At 52.3% G+C, this 21,414-nt stretch carries 20 protein-coding genes; 12 read left to right on the top strand and 8 right to left on the bottom strand.

Features of this window, described 5'->3' with window-relative positions:
• The first annotated feature begins 17 nt into the window (after positions 1-17).
• The gene (locus tag FH755_RS06990; protein ID WP_292439959.1) at positions 18-2,729 is read left to right on the top strand and encodes a bifunctional acetate--CoA ligase family protein/GNAT family N-acetyltransferase; all 2,712 of its coding nucleotides are present in this window, start codon (positions 18-20) and stop codon (positions 2,727-2,729) included.
• 96 nt (positions 2,730-2,825) lie between these two features.
• On the top strand, positions 2,826-4,193 hold the full coding sequence (ppnN, locus tag FH755_RS06985) for a nucleotide 5'-monophosphate nucleosidase PpnN (protein ID WP_292439957.1): 1,368 nt from the start codon (positions 2,826-2,828) through the stop codon (positions 4,191-4,193).
• Positions 4,194-4,280: 87 nt separating this feature from the next.
• On the opposite strand, the gene FH755_RS06980 is transcribed toward ppnN, so the two are convergent.
• A complete protein-coding gene (locus FH755_RS06980; protein WP_292439952.1) occupies positions 4,281-4,877 on the bottom strand; it encodes a hypothetical protein in 597 nt (198 codons plus the stop codon).
• Positions 4,874-6,415 (bottom strand): MFS transporter, encoded by a 1,542-nt coding sequence (locus FH755_RS06975; RefSeq protein WP_292439950.1) that lies wholly within the window; start codon positions 6,413-6,415, stop codon positions 4,874-4,876. The genes FH755_RS06980 and FH755_RS06975 overlap by 4 nt, the downstream gene beginning before the upstream one ends.
• Positions 6,416-6,554: 139 nt before the next feature.
• On the opposite strand from FH755_RS06975, the gene dinB reads away from it, so the two are divergent.
• From dinB to recQ, 3 genes are all read left to right on the top strand, one after another.
• The gene (gene dinB / locus FH755_RS06970) at positions 6,555-7,643 is read left to right on the top strand and encodes a DNA polymerase IV (protein WP_292439949.1); all 1,089 of its coding nucleotides are present in this window, start codon (positions 6,555-6,557) and stop codon (positions 7,641-7,643) included.
• Between the two features lie 45 nt (positions 7,644-7,688).
• The gene (locus FH755_RS06965) at positions 7,689-8,030 is read left to right on the top strand and encodes a superinfection immunity protein (protein WP_292439947.1); all 342 of its coding nucleotides are present in this window, start codon (positions 7,689-7,691) and stop codon (positions 8,028-8,030) included.
• A 120-nt stretch (positions 8,031-8,150) separates the two neighbouring features.
• Complete coding sequence (gene recQ / locus FH755_RS06960; RefSeq protein WP_292439945.1) at positions 8,151-10,277, top strand: DNA helicase RecQ; 2,127 nt, start codon at positions 8,151-8,153, stop codon at positions 10,275-10,277.
• A gap of 62 nt (positions 10,278-10,339) precedes the next feature.
• On the opposite strand, the gene FH755_RS06955 is transcribed toward recQ, so the two are convergent.
• The gene (locus FH755_RS06955) at positions 10,340-11,308 is read right to left on the bottom strand and encodes a hypothetical protein (RefSeq protein ID WP_292439943.1); all 969 of its coding nucleotides are present in this window, start codon (positions 11,306-11,308) and stop codon (positions 10,340-10,342) included.
• 107 nt (positions 11,309-11,415) lie between these two features.
• Between FH755_RS06955 and FH755_RS06950 the strand changes: the two genes are divergently transcribed.
• Entirely contained in the window at positions 11,416-12,462 is a 1,047-nt protein-coding gene (locus FH755_RS06950; RefSeq protein WP_292439942.1) for a helix-turn-helix domain-containing protein, read from the top strand.
• On the opposite strand, the gene FH755_RS06945 is transcribed toward FH755_RS06950, so the two are convergent.
• Entirely contained in the window at positions 12,432-13,223 is a 792-nt protein-coding gene (locus FH755_RS06945; RefSeq protein ID WP_292439939.1) for an exodeoxyribonuclease III, read from the bottom strand. The two genes, FH755_RS06950 and FH755_RS06945, sit on opposite strands and share 31 nt — an antisense overlap.
• A gap of 109 nt (positions 13,224-13,332) precedes the next feature.
• Between FH755_RS06945 and rpsT the strand changes: the two genes are divergently transcribed.
• Positions 13,333-13,593 carry a 30S ribosomal protein S20 gene (gene rpsT, locus FH755_RS06940; protein WP_266236012.1) on the top strand — a complete coding sequence of 87 codons (261 nt, stop codon included), beginning with the start codon at positions 13,333-13,335 and terminating at the stop codon, positions 13,591-13,593.
• A gap of 61 nt (positions 13,594-13,654) precedes the next feature.
• Here the strand turns inward: rpsT and proB are convergent, their stop codons facing one another.
• From proB to rplU, 4 genes are all read right to left on the bottom strand, one after another.
• Positions 13,655-14,785 carry a glutamate 5-kinase gene (gene proB, locus FH755_RS06935; RefSeq protein WP_292439935.1) on the bottom strand — a complete coding sequence of 377 codons (1,131 nt, stop codon included), beginning with the start codon at positions 14,783-14,785 and terminating at the stop codon, positions 13,655-13,657.
• 6 nt (positions 14,786-14,791) lie between these two features.
• Complete coding sequence (gene cgtA, locus FH755_RS06930) at positions 14,792-15,841, bottom strand: Obg family GTPase CgtA (RefSeq protein ID WP_292439933.1); 1,050 nt, start codon at positions 15,839-15,841, stop codon at positions 14,792-14,794.
• Positions 15,842-15,944: 103 nt separating this feature from the next.
• Complete coding sequence (gene rpmA / locus FH755_RS06925; protein ID WP_292439931.1) at positions 15,945-16,202, bottom strand: 50S ribosomal protein L27; 258 nt, start codon at positions 16,200-16,202, stop codon at positions 15,945-15,947.
• Between the two features lie 23 nt (positions 16,203-16,225).
• The gene (rplU, locus tag FH755_RS06920) at positions 16,226-16,537 is read right to left on the bottom strand and encodes a 50S ribosomal protein L21 (RefSeq protein WP_292439929.1); all 312 of its coding nucleotides are present in this window, start codon (positions 16,535-16,537) and stop codon (positions 16,226-16,228) included.
• A 211-nt stretch (positions 16,538-16,748) separates the two neighbouring features.
• Between rplU and ispB the strand changes: the two genes are divergently transcribed.
• The 5 genes from ispB (at position 16,749) to hpnE (ending at position 21,370) form a co-directional block, all read left to right on the top strand.
• Positions 16,749-17,717, top strand: a complete 969-nt coding sequence (ispB, locus tag FH755_RS06915; RefSeq protein ID WP_292439927.1) for an octaprenyl diphosphate synthase — start codon at positions 16,749-16,751, stop codon at positions 17,715-17,717.
• Positions 17,718-17,811: 94 nt separating this feature from the next.
• Complete coding sequence (locus FH755_RS06910) at positions 17,812-18,897, top strand: HD domain-containing phosphohydrolase (protein ID WP_292439925.1); 1,086 nt, start codon at positions 17,812-17,814, stop codon at positions 18,895-18,897.
• 42 nt (positions 18,898-18,939) lie between these two features.
• On the top strand, positions 18,940-19,242 hold the full coding sequence (locus FH755_RS06905; protein ID WP_292439923.1) for a (2Fe-2S) ferredoxin domain-containing protein: 303 nt from the start codon (positions 18,940-18,942) through the stop codon (positions 19,240-19,242).
• Complete coding sequence (gene hpnD / locus FH755_RS06900) at positions 19,239-20,087, top strand: presqualene diphosphate synthase HpnD (protein ID WP_292439921.1); 849 nt, start codon at positions 19,239-19,241, stop codon at positions 20,085-20,087. Before FH755_RS06905 ends, hpnD begins: the two co-directional genes overlap by 4 nt.
• Entirely contained in the window at positions 20,084-21,370 is a 1,287-nt protein-coding gene (gene hpnE / locus FH755_RS06895) for a hydroxysqualene dehydroxylase HpnE (RefSeq protein ID WP_292439920.1), read from the top strand. Before hpnD ends, hpnE begins: the two co-directional genes overlap by 4 nt.
• Positions 21,371-21,414 lie beyond the last annotated feature (44 nt).

Here is a 21,414-nt window from a genome sequence, read left to right as displayed (position 1 = left end):
CATGCCGGAAAGATCATATGCCGATAGCTTATCAGGAAGAAGTCATGAATACGCATTATCTGGATCGCCTGTTTTCTCCCCGAGGCATCGCCGTTTTCGGTGCCAGCGAAGAGCAAAACGCTGTGGGCAGGCGCGTATTTGAGAACCTGCTTAATGGTGATTTCCGCGGCCCAGTTTATGCCATCAACCCCAAACACAAAAAGGTACTGAGCCAACCCTGCTTCGAGCGCATCGAAGATGCGCCCAAGGCCATCGATCTGGCCGTCATTGCCACACCGGCAGAGACGGTACCCGATATTATCCGCCAGTGCGGCGAACATGGCGTCAGTGCGGCCATCATTATTTCGGCGGGCTTCAGTGAGGGCCAGGGTCAGGGCAGCGGCCTGGAAAAAACCGTGGTTCAGATGGCCAAGCGTTATCAGATGCAACTACTGGGGCCCAACTGTCTGGGTCTCATCCGCCCGTCCATCGGTATGAATGCCACTTTCAGCAAAAATACCGCCCTGCCGGGACAGCTGGCGCTGATTTCCCAGTCCGGTGCGCTATGTACGGCCATCCTGGACTGGGCCTGCGCCAATGATGTCGGCTTCTCTACTATTGTCTCTCTGGGCAATGCCGCAGATATCGACTTTGGCGATCTGCTTGATTATCTGGCACAGGATCCCAAAACCCAGAGCATTCTGCTTTATGTTGAGGGTATCCGTGATGCCCGCAGCTTTATGAGCGGTTTGCGCATTGCTTCCAGAATGAAACCGGTGGTGGTGATCAAGGCCGGACGCCATCAGGCGGCTTCCCAGGCCGCGATGACGCATACCGGCGCCATGATTGGCGGCGATGATGTGTTTAACGCGGCGCTGAAACGGGCCGGTGTGGTCCGTGCTGACAGCATTCAGCAGTTATTCGCCGCAGCAGAAATTCTGTCTACCCAGAGCCGGGTTAATGGTCGGCGGCTGGCAATTGTGACCAATGGCGGCGGCCTGGGTGTAATGGCAACCGATCGCGCTGTCGATCTTAATATTGAGCTGGCTGAATTATCGGCAGAGACACTGGCAGCTCTGGATAAGTCACTGCCACCGCACTGGTCGCAGCGTAACCCGGTCGATATCCTGGGCGACGCGTCTCCGGAACGCTATCAGCATGCCGTCAAAGCCTGTCTTGCCGATGACAATGTCGACGGCGTACTGGCAATGTTGTCTCCCCAGGCAATGACTGACCCGGACGCTTGCGCGGAAGCCGTTATCGAAGCCCAGCAAAACCAGTCCAAACCCGTGCTGGCCTGCTGGATGGGACAGAACTTGATTGCTGAAGCGGACAAACGCTTTGCCAAACACCATTTGCCCTGTTTCAGTAACCCGGAGTCTTCGGTCGAAGCTTTTGCCTGCCTGTCACGCTTCCATGACAACCAGCAACTGCTGATGCAGGTGCCGGGTCCGCTGGCTTCCCTCAGCGCCCCCGATGTTGAAGGTGCAAAACTGATTATCGACAGTGTACTGGCGGAAGGTCGTCAGACCCTGAGCACAACAGAATCCCGTGCTTTGCTGAAAGCATTTAATATTCCGGTCAGTTTCAGTATTAACTGTGAAAATGCCAATGCCGCACTGGTCGCAGCCGAGACGCTGGGCTATCCGGTAGTGATGAAAATCAGCTCGCCGTCAATCGTCCACAAGACCGAAGTTGGCGGCGTCCGGCTTAATATCAATAATGCACAGGCGGTACGTACGACCTATAACGAACTGCTGGAACAGGTTCATGTGCATCAGGGCAACCCTTACGCTACTCATGTCACCGTGGAGCCAATGTATGTGACCCCGTCCGGTCGCGAGCTTCTGGTCGGTGCCAGCCGGGATCCGGTGTTTGGTACAGCTATCGTCTTCGGCGCTGGCGGCATCAAGGTCGAAGTATTGCAGGACCGCGCTATTGCGCTGCCGCCACTGAATCAGTTCCTGGCAGAACGGCTGATTGCCGAAACCAGGATATCTGGTCTGCTGGGTGAGTTTCGGGGTTTACCCCCTATCAACCGCCAGTCGCTGATACAGGTTTTGTTACGCGTTTCGGAAATGGTCTGCGAACTGCCCGAGTTGCTATCGCTGGATATCAACCCGCTGATTGCCGATGAAAAGGGCGTAATGGCACTGGATGCACGGATAGAGGTCGGCCATCAGCCAGCCGGCATTAACCGTTACGATCATCTGGCGATCCACCCTTATCCCAATCAGTTGATTAGCCTCGACCAACTGCCGGACGGCAGCAATATCACGATCCGGCCGATTCGCCCTGAAGATGCCATGATCGAACAAGCTTTCTTTCGCAAGCTGTCGGCAGAGTCACGTTATTTCCGCTTTATGCAGCGGCTTAACGAACTGACTCAGGATATGCTGATTCGCTTTACCCAGCTGGACTACAGCCGTGAGCTGGCGCTGATTGCAGTCACCGACATTGATGATGAAGAAGTCGAGGTCGGCGTCGCCCGTTACACTATGAATCCCGATGGCAAAAGCTGCGAGTTTGCACTGGTGGTGGCTGATGAATGGCAGCATCGCGGTATTGGGTCCCGGTTGATGAAAGCGTTGATTGCCAGCGCCCGCCAGCAGGGCTTTGAACAGATTAACGGTGAAATCCTGTCCAGCAATATTAATATGCAGCGTCTGGCCGAAGAATTGGGATTCAGGCTCAGCAATGATCCCGATGACCCCGGCGTTAAGCTCGCCAGTAAAAACCTGCTGTCCTGATAGACCTCACCAATCCGCGTGATTTTAGTGCCGGGGGATTGATTCGCCACAGCAACAGTGGGAGCATCAAACTATGACAACAATAAAGGCCCATGCATGAACAAAGTCGCCCACACCACGATTCGCCCGGTACGCAGTCTCAACCTGCTGTCGCAGGATGAAATCTATAAACTGAGTAATCCCAGTGCCGAGTTATATCAGCTGTTCCGTGACTGTTCTCTGGCGATTCTCAATACCGACAGTGAACAGGACGATGCCGAAGAAATCTTCAAGACTTTTGCCGACTTTGATGTTCGCCTTAAACCCCAGCCGCGCGGGGTGATGCTGGAAATTCTCAATGCACCGGCGCAGTCCTTTGTCGACGGCAAAATTATCCGCGGTATCCTGGAGCACCTGTCATCGGTGCTGCGCGATATTGTTTATACCGATTTCAAAATCCTGGCCGAAGAAGCTGATGATCCGGGCAAGATTACCGACAAGGTATTCCGTATCCTGCGTAATGCCGGCGTGGTAAGGCCCGGTGTCTCACCCAACCTGGTCGTCTGCTGGGGTGGTCACTCCATACCGCGTGAAGAATATGACTATGCCAAGCATGTCGGTTATGAACTGGGTCTCAGAGGCCTTGATATCATCACCGGTTGCGGTATCGGCGCGATGAAAGGCCCGATGAAAGGGGCGGCCGTGGGGCACGCCAAGCAGCAAATCAAAAATGGCCGTTACATCGGTATCAGTGAGCCCGGGATAATCGCTTCCGAATCCCCTAACGCCATTGTCAATGAACTGGTCATCATGCCCGATATCGAAAAACGGCTGGAAGCCTTTGTCCGGCTGGGTCATGCGATCGTGGTATTCCCGGGTGGTGTCGGGACGGTTGAAGAGATCATGTATCTGCTCAGCATCCTGCTACACCCGGATAACCGGCAGGGCATCCCGCTGGTCTTTGCCGGCCCCGAGTGCTGCCGTAGTTACTTTGAAACGCTGGATAATTTTCTGCGTCAGTGTCTGGGTGATGAAGTCGCCAGTCTGTATAAAGTCATCATCGGTAAGCCGGATCAGGTCGGTACCGAAATTCGCGAGGCAGTGGAACAGGTTCACCGGGATCGATACGCCAGCCAGGATGCCTACTATTTCAACTGGCAACTGAATATTGACCCGATTCTGCAGTTCCCGTTTGTGCCCACTCACGACAACATGGCCGCACTGAAACTGGATCCGGCGCTACCCAAGCATGAACTGGCCAGTCAGATACGGTCGGCGTTTTCCGGAATTGTTGCTGGCAATGTGAAAACCTTCGGTATCCGCGAGGTAGCGAAACATGGTCCCTACATAATTGACGGTGACCCGGCGATTATGCAGGCGATAGATGAGATCCTGCAGATCTTTGTTCAGGAAAAACGCATGAAGCTGGGCCAGGACAAAAAGGCTTACCGTCCCTGCTATCAACTGGCGAAAAAAGCGAGTTAGGGCTTGTTGATCTTTGACCTCCGCCTCTGTTGTGACTGAAAAAAGCGTCAACCCGAAGGGGCGGCGGCTATGAAAGAGCAATAAGCCCTAAGGCGACAGGATTTCCAGCGCCGTCACATAAACCAGCTCACAGGCACTGGCACCGGTATCCTCGCGCGACAGCGAGCTTTTCCAGCGCCAGCCGTCATAGCTTTCAGCCAGGATCAACTGACCCTCAAGCTTGATAAGCTGACCGGGCTTGACCATATCCAGCATGACAGCGACATGTTCATCGGCCGGCACCATATGCATATTGGCACTCTGGGTCTCAATCGCCTTACGCGGGATTGGAAAATCCTCTACCCGCCAGTGATACCAGCGGCCTGACTGGCTGATATCGATTTGTGACAACACCGATTCGTCGGACATCTGTTGCCAGCCCAGCGCCAGGTCAGTCGGTGCCAGATCACTCTCCCTGTCGAGAAAATAATCTTCCCGCGACAAGACCTTGGCCTCAAGGGAAAAGTCGGCCAGCGGCGTAATCAGGTAATCATTGAATTCAAAGGTCTCGGCACTGCTGATGGCTGCCTGCTCAGGCGCTGCCGGTACTTTTACCCCCGCCCCCAGAGTCACTGTTTCAGCGGCCCGGCACTGCCAGACAAACATGCCAATCAGTAACAGGAAAATCAGATTGCGAAGATTCATGACTGCTCCAGATTAAAATGTTTATTGGCCAGAATAATCAGCAACAACACCGGCAGCCCCATCAAAGCCGTCGATAAAAAGAATCCCTGGTAGCCAATCGCATCGACCATGGTGCCGGAGTAACCACCCAGCATTTTCGGCAGCAGCGTCATCAGTGAGGAAAAAATCGCGTACTGCACGGCAGTAAAGGAAATATTAGTCAGGCTCGACAAAAAGGCGACAAACGCCGCACTGGCGAGACCGCCGGAAAGATTATCGGCGGAAATGACCACATACAGCATCCACACATCATTACCCATACCGGCCAGCAACATAAACAGCAGATTCGTTGCCGCCGATAATACGGCGCCCAGCATCAGAATCCGCATCACCCCATAGCGCACAGCGAGAATGCCACCCAGAAAACCACCCAACAAAGTCATAAACAGGCCAAATGTTTTCACCACTGTCGCTATCTGTGGCTTGGTGAAACCCATATCCTGATAAAACACATTGGCAATCACGCCAAGCACAATGTCCGATATGCGATAAAGGCCGACCAGCGCCAGCAGCAGCCAGGCCAGTGACCAGCCATAACGTCGAAAGAAATCCTGAATCGGCTCCAGATAACTGCGTTTCAGCAGCGCCTTATTGACCCACTCAAAGCGCAGGCAGAACAACGCCAGCACGACAGCCACTCCCAGAGCCATAGCCAGTCGCAGCATTTCCACCAGCACACCGGCGAGGTTGGCATTAAATACCCAGCCAGCCACCATCAACTTAGCCTGCAGTGCCAGTTCCGAGCTGGACGCAAAAAAAGCGATAAAGCCACTGACAGCGACCACAAAAGTAAAAAACAAGCCGGCGTAATCACTGGCGACCTGGGTTCTGATGTGCTGATTCACTTCCGGTTCATCTATCACCAGCGTGGTGAATATGCCTATCAGCATAAAGCCACTCATCGCCAGATACGTGATCTGCCAGGCATTGAAATCATAACTGCCCAGACTGGAACCGAAATAACTGGCGAGAAACAAAGCGCCGGCGCCGGCGATCAGCATGCCGATGCGATAACCGGCGATATAACTGGCGGACATCAGCGCCTGCAGCTCTTTTCCGGCGGACTCGATGCGGTAGGCGTCAATGACAATATCCTGCGTCGCCGCCGAGAATCCAAGCAATACTGCAGCCAGTGCCATCGCAGTCAGCCCCTGACTGGCCGGATCTACCAGCGCCATCAGCGCAATCGCCAGCATCACCATCAGCTGCGATAACAACAGCCAGGCACGTCGCCGTCCGAGCTTTCGGGTCAGGAAGGGTAAGGGAATCACATCAATCAGCGGGGCCCAGACAAACTTGAAGGAATAGCCCAGTGCCGCCCAACTGAAATAGGTGACGGCAGCACGTTCCACACCGGCTTCGCGCAGCCACAGGCTCAAAGAAGAAAAAATCAGCAACAGCGGCAAACCGGCGACCACACCATAAAACAGCATCGTAACCACCCGTGGGTGGGCGAACGCTTTGAGACTTTCCTGCCAGGAATGTAGTTTTGCTATCAAGCTGCGCTCTCTGATGAGGTTAAGTCAGTTAAAGTAACATCGACCGATTCAGCAATCCACCAAACAAACGGCAATCTCATGCTGCGTTGCCGTCAACATTCATGAGAAAATAGCGAGAACTCTGTTCAGCTCAGTCACCATGACCCGACAACGTAAAATTATTCACGTCGATATGGATGCCTTTTTCGCATCGGTGGAGCAGCGCGATCATCCCGAATATCTAGGCAAACCGCTCATCGTTGGCGGTCAGCCGGACAGCCGCGGTGTGGTCGCCGCCTGCAGTTACGAAGCCCGTAAGTTCGGGATTCATTCCGCTATGCCCTGTGCCCGGGCTTACCGTTTATGTCCCCATGCGATTTTTGTGCGGCCACGGTTTGAGGCCTACCGCGAAGTATCCTCACAGATCCGCGAGATATTCTGGCGTTATGCCAGCGAAGTCGAACCTTTATCACTGGATGAAGCCTACCTGGATGTCAGCTATACCGCCGAATTCAATGGCTCCGCTACGCTTATAGCCCAGGCAATAAAAAGGGAAATACTGGAGGAAACCCGGCTCACCGCTTCCGCCGGTGTGTCCTACAATAAGTTTCTCGCCAAAATTGCCTCGGATATGGACAAGCCTGATGGTCTCTATGTCATCCGTCCCGAGCAGGGCGAAAAATTTGTCGAAACCTTGCCGGTCGGCAAATTTCACGGCATCGGTCCCGCCACCGAAACCAAGATGAAAAAACTGGGCATCGAGACCGGCCTCGATCTGCGTCAAAAAACACTGGCTGAATTGACCGAGCGCTTCGGCAAGGCCGGTCAGTATTATTTCAATATCGCCCGTGCCATTGATGAACGCCCGGTTCGCAGCCAGCGTATCCGCAAGTCACTGGGCAAAGAGACCACTTTTGCCGACGATGTTCTTTCCGTGCCCGAACTCACAGCAAAACTGCTGGAGCTTGCCGGTGTCGTACTGGAAAACCTGAATAAGCAGCAGCTCAAAGCCAGAACTGTCACTGTGAAGGTCAAGTACGCCAATTTTCAGCAGGTCACCCGGGCAACAACACTGGAACAGCCTGTTACACTGCAGGATCTGAAAACCGTGATACCCGTCCTGCTGAAAAGAACCGAAGCCGGTACCACACCAGTAAGGTTGGTAGGACTCAGTCTCAGTAGTTTTGATGAGCAGTCTACCGATAAGCAGGTGCCGCAGCTCGCGCTGGATCTCATCGAAATTTTTTAGTCCGGCCCAGGGTCCTCACGAGGCTGGTCGGTGGAATGTACCGGCATGGATTCTGATGCGATTAATTACGGAGGAAGCATGGGCGAGTTGATTATCCTTGCAATCTTTTTAGCCTTCTATTTTCTGCCAACCATCGTCGCTTCCCAGCGAGACCATACCTCTACCGGCGCTATCTTTTTACTTAATTTTTTGCTGGGCTGGACATTTTTAGGCTGGATTGCCGCACTGATATGGTCGTTTACCAATCCCAGTGCTGTTGTGATTGGGGATTACGCCAAGCGCAGTGTCGCAGACGAAATTGAAAAACTCGCCAAGCTGCGGGACAAGGGCATATTGACGGAAAACGAATTTAACGAGAAAAAGCAACAAATTCTGGATAAGGCATAAGTCATTTACTGAGTAACAGCAAAGCCCGGACTGTTTGACCAAGCCAAGCTAACCTGTATCCGCCATGCGAAGCCGGTATCAATTTGCCATAATGGCGCTTTGCCAATTTGTTGACTATTTATGGATACTGCCGAACAAACCGCACAGGATGTGCTGCAGAACGTTTTTGGCTATAACGACTTTCGTCATAATCAGGCTGCCATTGTCGACCACGTGATCGGGGGTGGCGATGCCCTGGTGCTGATGCCCACCGGTGGCGGTAAATCGCTATGTTACCAGATTCCGGCGCTGGTCCGTTCCGGCACTGCCGTCGTGGTGTCACCGTTAATTGCACTGATGCAGGACCAAGTGGTCGCGCTCAGAGAATTAGGCGTCAAGGCCGCCTTTTTAAATTCCAGCCTGTCGGCAACTGAAGCTCGCGATGTCGAAGCCCGGCTTGAAACGGGTGAGATTGATTTGCTCTATGTTGCACCCGAGCGCCTGCTCAGCGGACGAATGCTGCACTTGCTGGATCGCCTGTCTATTGCCCTGTTCGCTATCGATGAAGCGCATTGCGTTTCGCAGTGGGGACACGATTTCCGGCCTGAATACCAGCAACTGCGGATGCTGCATGAGCGTTATCCGCAAGTCCCGCGAATCGCCCTCACCGCAACGGCCGATAAACGCACCCGCATTGAGATCATCGAGCAACTGAACCTGCAGCAGGCCGAGGTCTATCTCAACAGCTTTGACCGGCAGAACATCTTTTATTCCATTGCCGAAGCGCGCAATGCCAAGCAGCAACTGTGGCAGTTTATTTCCAGTCAGCATAGCGAAGATGCCGGGATCGTCTACTGCCTGTCGCGAAAAAAAGTGGAAGCGATTGCAGAATGGCTGCAGGAGCAGGGACGAGTCGCTTTGCCTTATCACGCTGGCCTGCCAGCCGAGTTACGCACCCATACCCAGCAGCGTTTTCTACGCGAGGAAGGCGTGATTATCGTGGCGACCATTGCTTTTGGTATGGGCATCGACAAACCCGATGTCCGCTTCGTCGCTCATCTCAACCTGCCTAAAAATATCGAGGCCTATTACCAGGAAACAGGCCGCGCCGGTCGCGATGGCTTGCCAGCCAATGCCTGGATGGCCTACGGCCTGCAGGATGTCATTACCCTGCGACAGTTTATGCAGGATTCCGATGCGCCCGATCTCATCAAGCGGGTCGAGCATCACAAACTGGAAGCGATGCTCGGCTTATGTGAACTCATTACCTGCCGCCGTCATGCCCTGCTCGCCTATTTCGATGAAAAAGCGCCGGAACAATGTGGCCAGTGTGATAACTGCCAGAACCCGCCTGAGCATTTTGATGCCACTGAAGTCGCGCAAAAAGCCCTGTCCTGCGTGTTTCGCAGCGGCCAGCGTTTCGGCGTGAATTATCTGATCGATATTCTGCTGGGTAATGATGATGAGCGGATTAAAAGCAATCAGCATGATCAGCTCAGCACCTTTGGTATCGGTACCGAACTCAATGCGACACAATGGCGCGGCATCTTCCGCCAGTTAATTGCAACCGGTTATCTGGATATCGATATCAATGCCTATGGCGCCCTGAAACTGACTGAAAAATGCCGGGCGGTGTTGCGTGGCGAACAAACTCTGCTTTTGCGTAAACAACAGGAACGGCAAAAAACGGCGAAATCAGGCAAAAAACAAACCACCGTCCGCCCTCAGGATGAGGCTTTATGGGAAGCATTACGCCAGTACCGCGCGGAGATAGCTAAAACCCATGGCGTTCCGCCTTATGTCATCTTTCACGACGCAACGTTACAGGAAATGTGCCAGTATCGACCCGCGGATTTAGAGGCCATGCGCCGCATCAGTGGTGTTGGTGAACAGAAACTGTCGCAATACGGCCAGCAGTTTGTCGATATTATCCGCCGGCATCCCCTCTCCGAGCTGCTCAACAATGGTCTGAGCGATACTGTCAATCAGACATTGATGCTGCATGAACAGGGGCTGAGTCCAATTCAGATCGCCACCGACCGAGCGCTCAAGGAAAGCACTGTTTATAGCCATCTGGCTGAAGGCATCAATGCCGGCCTGCTGGATATTAAAAATGTGCTGGATCTGCAAGAAGCCGATCTGAAGGAAATCATCGTAACTATCGAGTCTCTGGGTGAACAGGCTGCAAGCCTGAAAACCCTTTATCAGGCCCTTGATGAGCAATACGATTACGACATTCTCCGCTGTGTGCAGGCTTCACTATACTGACCCACAACCAGGATAACAGCCTCCCATATCCCGGCTCAGCGCCGGGATATGGGATTAACTGTTCAAATGACTGACTTCATCAACGGTGCCAGTGCCTGATTGATTCTGTCCATCTGAGTCTGGCTGACCAGTTCAGCCAAAATATGAATGAAGCGGGTGTGTTTCAGACCTGACACAATATATTGCCAGCGGTAAGCACGCAGAAAAGTGACTGTAATTGCGCTTTTCTGCTGTTCGTTATAGTTTGCCAGTGAAGCCGAAACAAAATAAGCGGCATCCGTTTCAGCCTGCTGTTGCAGAATCTGATCCACGGCAGCCACCAACGCAATCAAATCATCAACCGCCACGTCACGCTGTTGAACAGAGAGTTTTTTATCTTCTTCACGCCATTCAATCTCATCCAGAATGGCATGTTGTGATTCTTCTCTCCAGTGAAACAGAAAAACATCTTTATACAGCGGCGACAAGCCATCACAGAGGGCAATACTCTGTCGATAATGTTGCTGAGTGAATAACTCGATATGGCAAGTCAGGCCAAGCACTGCCCAGGTCGATTTGGATAAAACTGCCTGTGCTATCTCATTGGGATCAATAGCAAAACTATAGCCCTCGGGCATGACCGCGGCCGTCATCATTTCTATACGACGGAACAGGGCCTGATGTTTAATTTCCTCATCACTGAATCTGACCAGTGCTTCCAGTGCAACTTGATCGCCCAGCACATGCTGTTGGCCCAGCTCCAGCACTTTGGCATTGATAAAACGTTCCACCAGACCAAAGATATGGGCATAGGTCCGTCCCTGTACCTGGCTGAAAAAAACCTGATCAGCCCGACTCAGAAAACTGAGCTGTTCTACCAGGGATAAAGAATCAGGCAAAAACTTTTCCTGCCCGTCGAATTCTCTACCCCGAATGACATCCTCTTCAATTCGCCATGAAATTCGTTTTGATGCCATAACACAGCGTTGATACTGGTGGCTGAATGGAAATTTATTTTCCTGATCCAGATAAGCATTATTCATGATATTCATCGCATATACCTCAAAAGTCATCTTCATTAGCTATTAATGAAGTATGCTTAGATTATGCTTAGCGCCAGGTCGGTATAAGATGCAAAAAACCTAAAAACGGGTTATTTATGCCATCACTGAATACAAAGCCGCTGCAGGTATTTATTGTTGCCATACCGGAAACGGCCGGTTCGGCGTTGTATGGCTTGAAAGACGTGCTGATGGCAACCGGTAATATCTGGCAGACACTGTCGAGAAATGGCGTAAAGACCTCGCCCTTTGCCGTCAGTATCGTCTCTCCCGGTCTCAAACAGTTTTTTTGTGGCAACAATATCCCGGTTCTACCCGACGAAGATTTTCATCAACCCAGCACGCTTCCGGATATTTTGATCCTGCCTGAAATCTGGCTGGGGCCGGATGAACCATTCACGGGCCGCTATCCGACACTGGTACAGTGGATAAAACAGCAGTATGAAGCGGGGGTTTATATCTACTCCGCCTGTTCCGGCGCGGTCATGCTGGCTGAAACAGGCCTGCTCGATGAATGTCAGGCCACATCACACTGGGGCTATCAGGATCTTTTCCGCAAGCACTACCCTAAGGTAAGGTTCAAACCGGAGCCAAACCTGGTTATCGCGGACAGCGCTGGAAAAATAGTGACTGCCGGTGGCACCACATCCTGGCATGATCTGGCTATTTACATCATCTCAAAACATGTTAGCCCGGCTGAAGCGGTCAGAATTGCTCAGGTTTATTTACTTAAATGGCATGATGAAGGGCAGTTGCCCTATCACTCCCTGTTAAGAAATAACCGGCATAGTGATCACCTCGTTGCTGAGTGTGAAGAAGCGCTGAAACGTCACTACAAAAACAGTCATGCGATTCAACTTACGCTGGATCAGGCGAATATTCCCTCTCGAACCCTTAAGCGCAGATTCAAAAATGCTACAGGTTCGACCTTAATTGATTACCTGCAAAATGTTCGCATTGAGGCAGCCAAGCGTCTGCTTGAGCAAACTCAGCTTCCGGTTGATGAGATCAGCATTGATACCGGCTATGAGGACGCCTCTTTTTTTCGTCGTTTATTTAAACGAAGAACCGGGTTGTCACCCAGCCAGTATCGCCGCATGTTCAAACCGATTATTCATTCTGCTGAGCCTGATTCAATGTCGTAATCGTAATCTATCGTCAGCGGTGCATGATCTGAAAAACGTTCGTCCTTATAGATATCCGTTGCCTTGACGGTGCCTTTCATCGACGGTGACAACACCTGGTAGTCAATCCGCCACCCCACGTTGTTATCCCAGGCGCGGCCACGGTTCGACCACCAGGTGTATTCATGCTCTTCCTGCGGCAGTTCGCGAAAGGCATCAATAAAGCCCATTTCATCAAACAGCTTGTCCAGCCACGCACGCTCTTCAGGCAGGAAACCGGAGTTTTTCTGGTTGGCCTTCCAATTACGGATATCCTCGTTTTTATGCGCAATATTCCAGTCACCGGTGATCACATAGTCACGCCCGGAGTCTTTCATTTCCTGCATTTTCTTTTCAAAAAATTCCATGCAGCGATATTTGGCCTGCTGACGTTCTTCCTTGGAAGACCCTGACGGCAGATAGAGCGAAATCACACTTAGTTTGCCAAAACGGGCCTCAATATAACGGCCTTCAGCATCGAATTCAGGATTATCCATGCCGACAATCACTTCATCAGGTTCATGCCGGCTATACAGTGCCACACCGCTATAGCCTTTGCGCTCGGCATCATGGTAATAACAGTGATAACCCCGGGGCGTGAACACTTCATCCTCGAGTTGATGCACCTGAGCCTTGGTTTCCTGAATGCAGACCACATCGGCATTCTGTTTTAACAGCCAGTCGAAGAAACCTTTACGTGCCGCAGCCCTGATCCCATTCACGTTTACGGTTATAATGCGCATAAATACCTCATGAGAAAATTTTCTCATCATACCATTTACAAAGCAGATGAAAATCAGGATAATGGCGTGTTCATCTGATATTGATAGCTGAATTTTTAGGAGAAGCACTTTGGCAAACTCGGCACAAGCAAGAAAACGCGCGCGTCAAGCGGAAGTACACCGTCAGCGCAACGCCAGCCAACGTTCAGCGATGCGTACCAGCATCAAAGCACTGAGAAAAGCAATTGCAGCTGGTGATAAAGAAAAAGCTGTTGCTGCTTTCCAAGCTGCTGTACCTCAACTGGACCGTATGGCACGTAAAGGCATTATTCACAAGAATACTGCTGCTCGCGGTAAGAGCCGCCTGAACAACGCTGTTCGCGCAATGTAATTTAAAGCTGCAAAGCTTTTAAAAAAACCGGCTTCAGCCGGTTTTTTTATGCCTGTTGGTTCTAACTGGTCACCACCAGATTATCGCGATGGATCAACTCGGGTTCATCCACATAACCCAGCAATTGTTCGATCTCAGCACTGGCATGGCCTTTAATGCGATTCGCCTCATCAGCGCTGTAATTACTGAGACCACGGGCAATCTCTCGCCCCTTCAGGTCCCGGCAAATGACCAGTTCCCCCCGGGTGAAGTCACCTTCAACATGTTTCACCCCGACCGGCAGTACGCTGCGGCCTTTTTCACGTATCACCGCCACCGCACCATCATCCAGCACGATCTGCCCCTTGGGAATCAAATGTCCGACCAACCACTGCTGACGGGCTTTTATGGGTTTGTTGTCGGGCCACAGTAAAGTACCGACGCCATTCCCCGCCGCCAGATGACGCAGGTTGTCAGGATACTTACCCGACAGAATTACCGTATAAGCGCCTGAACGTGCCGCCCGTCGGGCAGCCAGTAATTTGGTGGTCATTCCTCCCCGGCCCAGTTCGCCTTTACTGTCCCCGGCCATTTGATCAAGGGCCGGATTACTGGCCGCTGAAGCTGCGATCATACGTGCGTCAGGATTACTTCTGGGATCGGAATCAAACAGACCATCCTGATCAGTCAGAATCACCAGTACATCTGCCTCGACCAGGTTGGCAGTCATCGCTGCCAGAGTATCGTTATCGCCGAAACGAATCTCTTCGGTAGCAATCGTGTCATTCTCATTTACCACGGGCAAAATGCCCAGTTCCAGCAAGGTATGTAACGCACTGCGGGCATTCAGATGACGTACCCGATCAGAGAGGTCGGAATGGGTGAGCAGAATCTGCGCGGTCTGGATACCGTGTTTGCTACATTCCGTCGCATAGGCATTGACCAGTCCCATCTGGCCGACACTGGCGGCCGCCTGCAGTTTATGGACTTCATGGGGACGACGTTGCCAGCCAAGACGCTGCATACCGGCCGCTACTGAACCGGAGGTGACCAGCACGACTTCCTTGCCTTGACGCCGCAACTCCGCAATTTCGCCACTGAGCCAGCGAATACGTTCGATATCCAGCCCCTCACCAAGCCGGGTCAGCAGCGCACTGCCGATTTTGATGACCCAGCGTTTAGTATGAATGAGCTGCTGGTGAGGTTCGGTCACGACTTGTTATTCCTTGTTATCGTCTTCGGCAGACTGTTCCTGTTCGCGGCTATGTTCCAGGTAAGCCATGACATCTTCACAAAGCTGATCACAGCCTTCCCCAGTCTGACCGCTGATCTGATAAACCTTACCCTGCCAGCCCAGCCTGTCAATCACTTCGCGACTCAGCTCCTCACGGATATCTTTAGGTACCAGATCCATTTTATTCAACACCAGCCATTGATCCTGGCTGCCCAGTGCTTCACTGTAGCGCTCCAACTCACGGTTGATGGTTTTAACGCTTTCAACTGGATCCTGATCAACATCGACTGGCGCCATATCCACCAGGTGCAACAGCAGACGGGTGCGGGTCAGGTGACGCAGGAACTGGATACCCAAACCGGCGCCTTCAGCAGCCCCTTCAACCAGCCCGGGTACATCGGCAATCACAAAACTGCGGACATCTTTGAGGGTGACCACACCCAGGTTGGGATACAGCGTGGTAAACGGATAATCAGCCACTTTTGGCTGAGCCGCGGAGACCTGACTGATAAAGGTGGATTTACCGGCATTAGGCAGACCCAGCAAACCGACATCGGCCAGCAGTTTCATCTCCAGGCGCAGGTTACGCTCTTCACCGGGCGTACCATCAGAGGTCTGACGCGGGGCACGGTTAATACTGGATTTGTAACGGGCATTGCCCAGACCGTGCCAGCCGCCTTTGGCAACCATCAGTTTCTGCCCGGCTTCAGTCAGGTCACCAATCAGTTCGTTGGTGTCATCATCCCAGGCTTCAGTGCCGACCGGCACCTTGATGACCAGATCCTGTCCACGGGCACCGCTACACAGGCGGCCGCGACCATGTTCGCCGCGCTCAGCCTTGAAATGACGCTGATAACGAAAATCAATCAGGGTATTGACCTGGGTGTCGGCCAGCAGATAGACATCACCACCGTCACCACCGTCTCCCCCATCGGGTCCCCCGAAAGGAATGAACTTTTCGCGGCGAAAGCTCAGGCAGCCGTTACCACCGGCACCGGCCATGACCTTGATTTTCGCCTCATCTACAAACTTCATTATTCCAACCCGCTTAAACTCTTCATCTGACAAACGCCAGAAACAAAAAACCCCGCATCAGCGGGGCTTTCGGCTGTTTGCCCCAACGGGCTAACACATGTTTTTAGTCAGCAACGACACTGACGAAAGTGCGTTTTTGTGGACCTTTGGTCTCGAACAACACTTTACCTTCAGCTGTTGCGAACAATGTGTGGTCTTTACCGACACTCACATTGCGACCAGCGTGGTAACGGGTACCACGTTGGCGAACAAGAATGTTACCGCCGACAACCAGTTCACCGCCGTAGCGTTTTACGCCAAGACGTTTACTTTCGGAATCGCGGCCGTTACGTGTACTACCACCAGCTTTCTTATGAGCCATGATTAAACCTCTCTAAAACAATCTTAGGCTGAGATGCCTGTGATTTCGATTTCAGTGTATGCCTGACGGTGCCCCATCTGTTTTTGATGGTGCTTACGGCGTTTGAATTTGATGATTTTGACTTTGTCGCCACGACCATTGGCAGCAACTTTAGCCGTCACTTTGGCGCCGTCAAGGTAAGGCGCACCGACTTTGACGTCTTCGCCTTCGCCTACCAGCAGTACTTTATCCAGCTCAACCGTATCACCGGCTTCAGCATTCAGTTTCTCAACGCGGAGCTTTTCGCCCTCTTTGACCCGGTATTGTTTACCGCCTGTCGCGACAATAGCGTACATCGCTGTCTCCAAAAATAATGTGTTAATGCAGGTTGCCCAACAAAAGACCGGCAATTGTAGCGCCTTTCTAATAGGAGATCAAATCTCAATATCAGGGTATGCTGATCTTCATGATTTGCGGTGAAATCCGCATGGTTTTAATATTTGCGCGCATGCCCCGTGCATGAGAAAGTACGCGTTTTCAGACATATTATAGGCAGATTTTTGCACTGTGGATATCCAATCCATTTATTCTCTGATACAGGACGATCTGGCGTCGGTCGATAAGCTGATTCAAACCCGGCTACAATCGGACGTGGCGCTGATTAATCAACTCGGCTTTTACATCATCAACAGCGGTGGTAAAAGGCTGCGTCCCGCTATTGCCATTCTCAGTGCCAAAGCCTGCGGCTATCAGGGCGAGAAACATATCAATCTGGCCACGATTATCGAGTTTATTCACACTGCGACGTTACTGCATGATGATGTCGTCGACAATTCCGACATGCGCCGCGGTCAGGAAACAGCCAATAACCTGTGGGGCAATGAAGCCAGTGTCCTGGTCGGTGATTTTCTCTACACCCGCTCATTCGAAATGATGGTGGAAATGGATTCGATGCGACTGATGCAAATCCTGTCCCACACCACCAATATCATTGCCGAGGGTGAGGTGTTGCAACTGCTGAACTGCCATGATGCGGACACGACCGAAGCCCGTTATCTGGAAGTTATTCATCATAAAACCGCCAAGCTGTTTGAAGCAGCCGGCCAGCTCGGTGCTGTCATCTGCGATGCCTCGCAAGAAGTGGAGCAGGCCATGGCGTTGTATGCCATGCACCTCGGAAGCGCTTTCCAGTTGGTCGATGATTTGCTCGACTACAGCCAGTCGAGCGAGACTATCGGAAAGAACATCGGTGATGACCTGGCAGAAGGCAAGCCTACCCTGCCGTTGATTTATGCCATGCGCCAGGGCAATGAGGCGCAGGCGGCGATTATCCGCCAGGCGATCGAAAACGGTGAACGGGATCGTATTGACGAAATTGTCCGAATCATCAATGAAACCGGCGCCATTGATTACACGGCCCGTGCTGCTTCCAATGAAGTGGCCCACGCCAAGGCCGCACTGGCAGTCCTGCCCGACAGCGATTATAAACAGGCTTTGCTGGGGCTGGCAGATTTTTCAGTCAATCGCGACTACTGATTCAAGCTGCTGGCATTTCTGCCGACTAACTGGATAAGATAGCCAATGAGTTGTTGCCGGGGTGAGCCTGTGATCAAACGAATATCTGCCTGTCATGATATCTAAGCAAGAGATTCTTAACGCTAACATCCTGCTGGTTGATGACCAGTTGGTAAACGTCAAACTGTTGGAAAAGATGTTACGGCAGGCAGGCTTTGTCTCGATTTTTTCCACCACGCAGCCATCAGAAGTCAAAACACTTTATTTCGACAACGAGATTGATCTGATCCTGCTCGATATCCGTATGCCTGAGATGGACGGTTTCGAAGTGATGTCCCAGCTTCAGGCCGAGATTGAAAATGATTACCTGCCGGTTCTGGTTGTTACCGCCGAACTGACCAGCCAGACTCGTGAACGGGCCCTGAGCAGTGGAGCCAAGGATTTTATTACCAAACCCTTTAACCAGTCCGAAGTGCTGCAGCGCATTCATAACATGCTGGAAGTGCGGCTACTGCACAAGCAGATTCGCTTGCAGAATGAGACGCTGGAACAACAAGTCAGACAACGCACTCAGCAACTGGAACAGAGCCGGCTGGAAATCATCAAACGGCTGGGCCGCGCGGCCGAATATAAAGATAACGAAACCGGTAACCATATCCTGCGCATGAGCCATTTCGCCCATATGCTGGCTAAAGCTGCCGGACTCAGTGCTGAACAGGCAGATAATATTCTGCTGGCCGCACCGATGCATGACATCGGCAAAATCGGTATCCCGGACAATATTCTGCTGAAGCCCGGCAGATTGAATCCGGATGAATGGGAAATCATGAAAACCCATGTCAATATTGGCGCCGATTTACTTGATGGTACCGATATTCCGCTGCTGGTCATGGCTCGCAATATCGCGCTCAGTCATCATGAAAAATGGGATGGCAGCGGCTACCCTCAGGGGCTCAAAGGGGAAGCGATCCCGATTGAAGGCCGTATCTGTGCTATCTGTGATGTATTTGATGCCCTGACTTCGGAGCGGCCTTATAAAAAGGCCTGGCCTGTTGAGGAAGCGGTGGCTTTTCTGCGCCAGCAAAAAAGCAAGCATTTTGACCCAAGGCTGGTCGAGTTGTTTGAAACCATTCTTGATGACATTCTGGCTTACCGCGCCGACCACCTTGACAACCTCAGCGATCAGGCCCGCTCCGCCTAAAAGACTTTGTACTCAGCCGCCGGTCAGCTATCCTTTACGCCTATGGCGCAAATATACAAATATCATCTTTTTTTCTGCACCCATCAGCGGGACGACGGCTCGGCTAATTGCGGTGAGCATGGTGCACAGTCCTTGCGGGATTATGCTAAAAAACGGGTCAAAGAACTCAAGCTGAAAAAAGTCCGGGTCAATAATGCCGGTTGTCTGAATCGCTGTAAGCTGGGCCCGATGCTGGTCATCTATCCTGAGGGTGTCTGGTACCACTACGAAACCCGCGAAGATATCGATGAAATTATCGATTCACACCTGCTGCAGGGCGAAATTGTGGAGCGACTGCAACGATGACGCCGGATGAGTACTGCCGCGACAAGGCAGCAAAAAGCGGTTCCAGTTTCTACTACAGCTTTCTGTTTCTGCCGCCGCAAAAGCGGCAGGCAATTACCGCACTGTATGCCTTTTGCCGTGAAGTGGATGATGCCGTCGACGAGATTGCTGACCCGGATGTCGCCGCCCGGACGCTGGCCTGGTGGCGTCAGGAAGTTGATCAGACTTTCAACGGCACTGCCAGCCATCCGGTTGGTCAGGCACTGCAGACTGCACTGGAACACTTCGAACTGCATCCGGAATACTTCCATGAAATCATCGATGGCATGGAAATGGATTTGCAGCAGCATACCTATCCGGCCTTTAAACATCTCGCTTTGTACTGCCACCGCGTTGCCAGTGTGGTCGGCCTGCTTGCTGCCGAAATTTTCGGTTACCAGAACCGTAAGACCCTGAAGTACGCCGAGAAACTGGGGCTGGCTTTTCAGCTTACCAATATCATTCGTGATGTCCGTGAAGATGCCGAACGGGGTCGTATTTACCTGCCGGAAGAGGATCTGCAGCGCTTTAGTGTCAGCCGTGACGATATTCTGAGTTTAAGACAAACACCGGCTCTCACTGAACTATTGCAGTTCCAGGCCCAGCGTGCCCGTGACTTTTATCAGGAAGCGAAAGCGATCCTGCCGGAAGAAGATCGTTTCAATCAGCGCACCGGACTCATTATGTCTGCGATCTATGAAGCAACGCTGAATGAACTGGAGCGCGATGGCTTTCAGGTCATGCAGCACCGTTTGTCTCTGACCCCACTTCGTAAGCTCTGGCTGGCCTGGAAAACCGCACGCCGGGAGAGAAAACGCGCCCGATGACCATATTGATTATCGGTGGTGGCTGGAGCGGGCTGGCTGCGGCTGTTCGCTTATCCCAACGGGGTCACAAGGTTCATCTGTTTGAAGCCGCCAGTCAGCTGGGAGGACGTGCCCGAAGTGTCGACTGGCAGGGTCTGGCAGTCGATAACGGCCAGCACCTGATGATCGGTGCTTACCGACATACACTGTCGATGCTGGAAGACCTCGGTGCTGAGAACCAGACACTGTTTCGTCGCCTGCCGCTTGATATAAAAATTCACGATCGGGACTATCCCACTTTGCGAATCGCTGCGGGCCACGGCCTGCCCTGGCCTCTGTCACTGGCCTGGCGCTTATGGCGTGATAATGACACAGCCTGTTTCCAGCAAATCAGCAGGCTTAACCTGCAGGCAAGGCGGTTTAAACCGACAGAGGATCTCAGCGTTCGTGACTGGCTGAATCAATCCGGCCAATCTCAACGGCTTATTCGTCAACTATGGGAACCGCTCTGTCTCGCGACACTCAACACGCCGATAGACAGCGCATCTGCAGCCGTGTTCGCCACAGTGCTGAGTACAACTTTCCGGGCACGTTCTGATACCGATCTGTTGATTCCCAGACTGCCGCTGGGCGAAACGCTGCCGTCACTGGCTGAGCGCTATATTCTCAAACAGGGCGGCCAAATCAGCCTGCAAAGCCGGATTGAAGAAATCCATATCACAAATGGCAGGGTGCAAGGGCTTGTCACTCAGCATGGCCAGCGATTCAATACAAACCATATTATTGTGGCGACACCACTCGCGGCAGCCAGAACGATGCTGAATAAACAACTCAGCCTGCCCGACTGTGCCAGCTTTCCCATTGCCACGGTTTACCTGCAATATCCCGCTTCGGTCCAACTACCGGCACCAGTTACCGGCATGAGCGGCAGCTTAACGCAGTGGCTATTTGATCGGCGAGAGTTGCGTCCCGGCTTGGTTGCAGCCGTCATCAGCGGCCCCGGCCAACATGAGACACTGGATAAAAAATCATTGCTGAAGCAGGTTGCCAGTGAAATCCATCAACACTGGCCGTTATTTCCCGTCATGCCTGAGCAGGGCTTTGTTATTCGGGAAAAGCGGGCAACCTTTGCCTGCAACGTTGACATTCAGCGTCAAAGGCCCAACAATCGCACTGAGATCACGGGTCTGTGGCTGGCTGGTGACTTTGTTGCCAATCCCTACCCGGCAACCCTAGAAGGTGCAGTCCTTAACGGTGAGCAAACTGCGATACAGTTAATGGAACAGCTTGATGCCAGTCGCTAACATCGTGATCCATTGCTATACTTCGTTTTTTGCAAAATAACAAA

This window comes from Methylophaga sp. (assembly GCF_009711715.1).
Lineage (GTDB): Bacteria > Pseudomonadota > Gammaproteobacteria > Nitrosococcales > Methylophagaceae > Methylophaga.
Note: the sequence above shows the minus strand (reverse complement) of the source record. Positions and strands in the feature narration are given on the sequence as shown.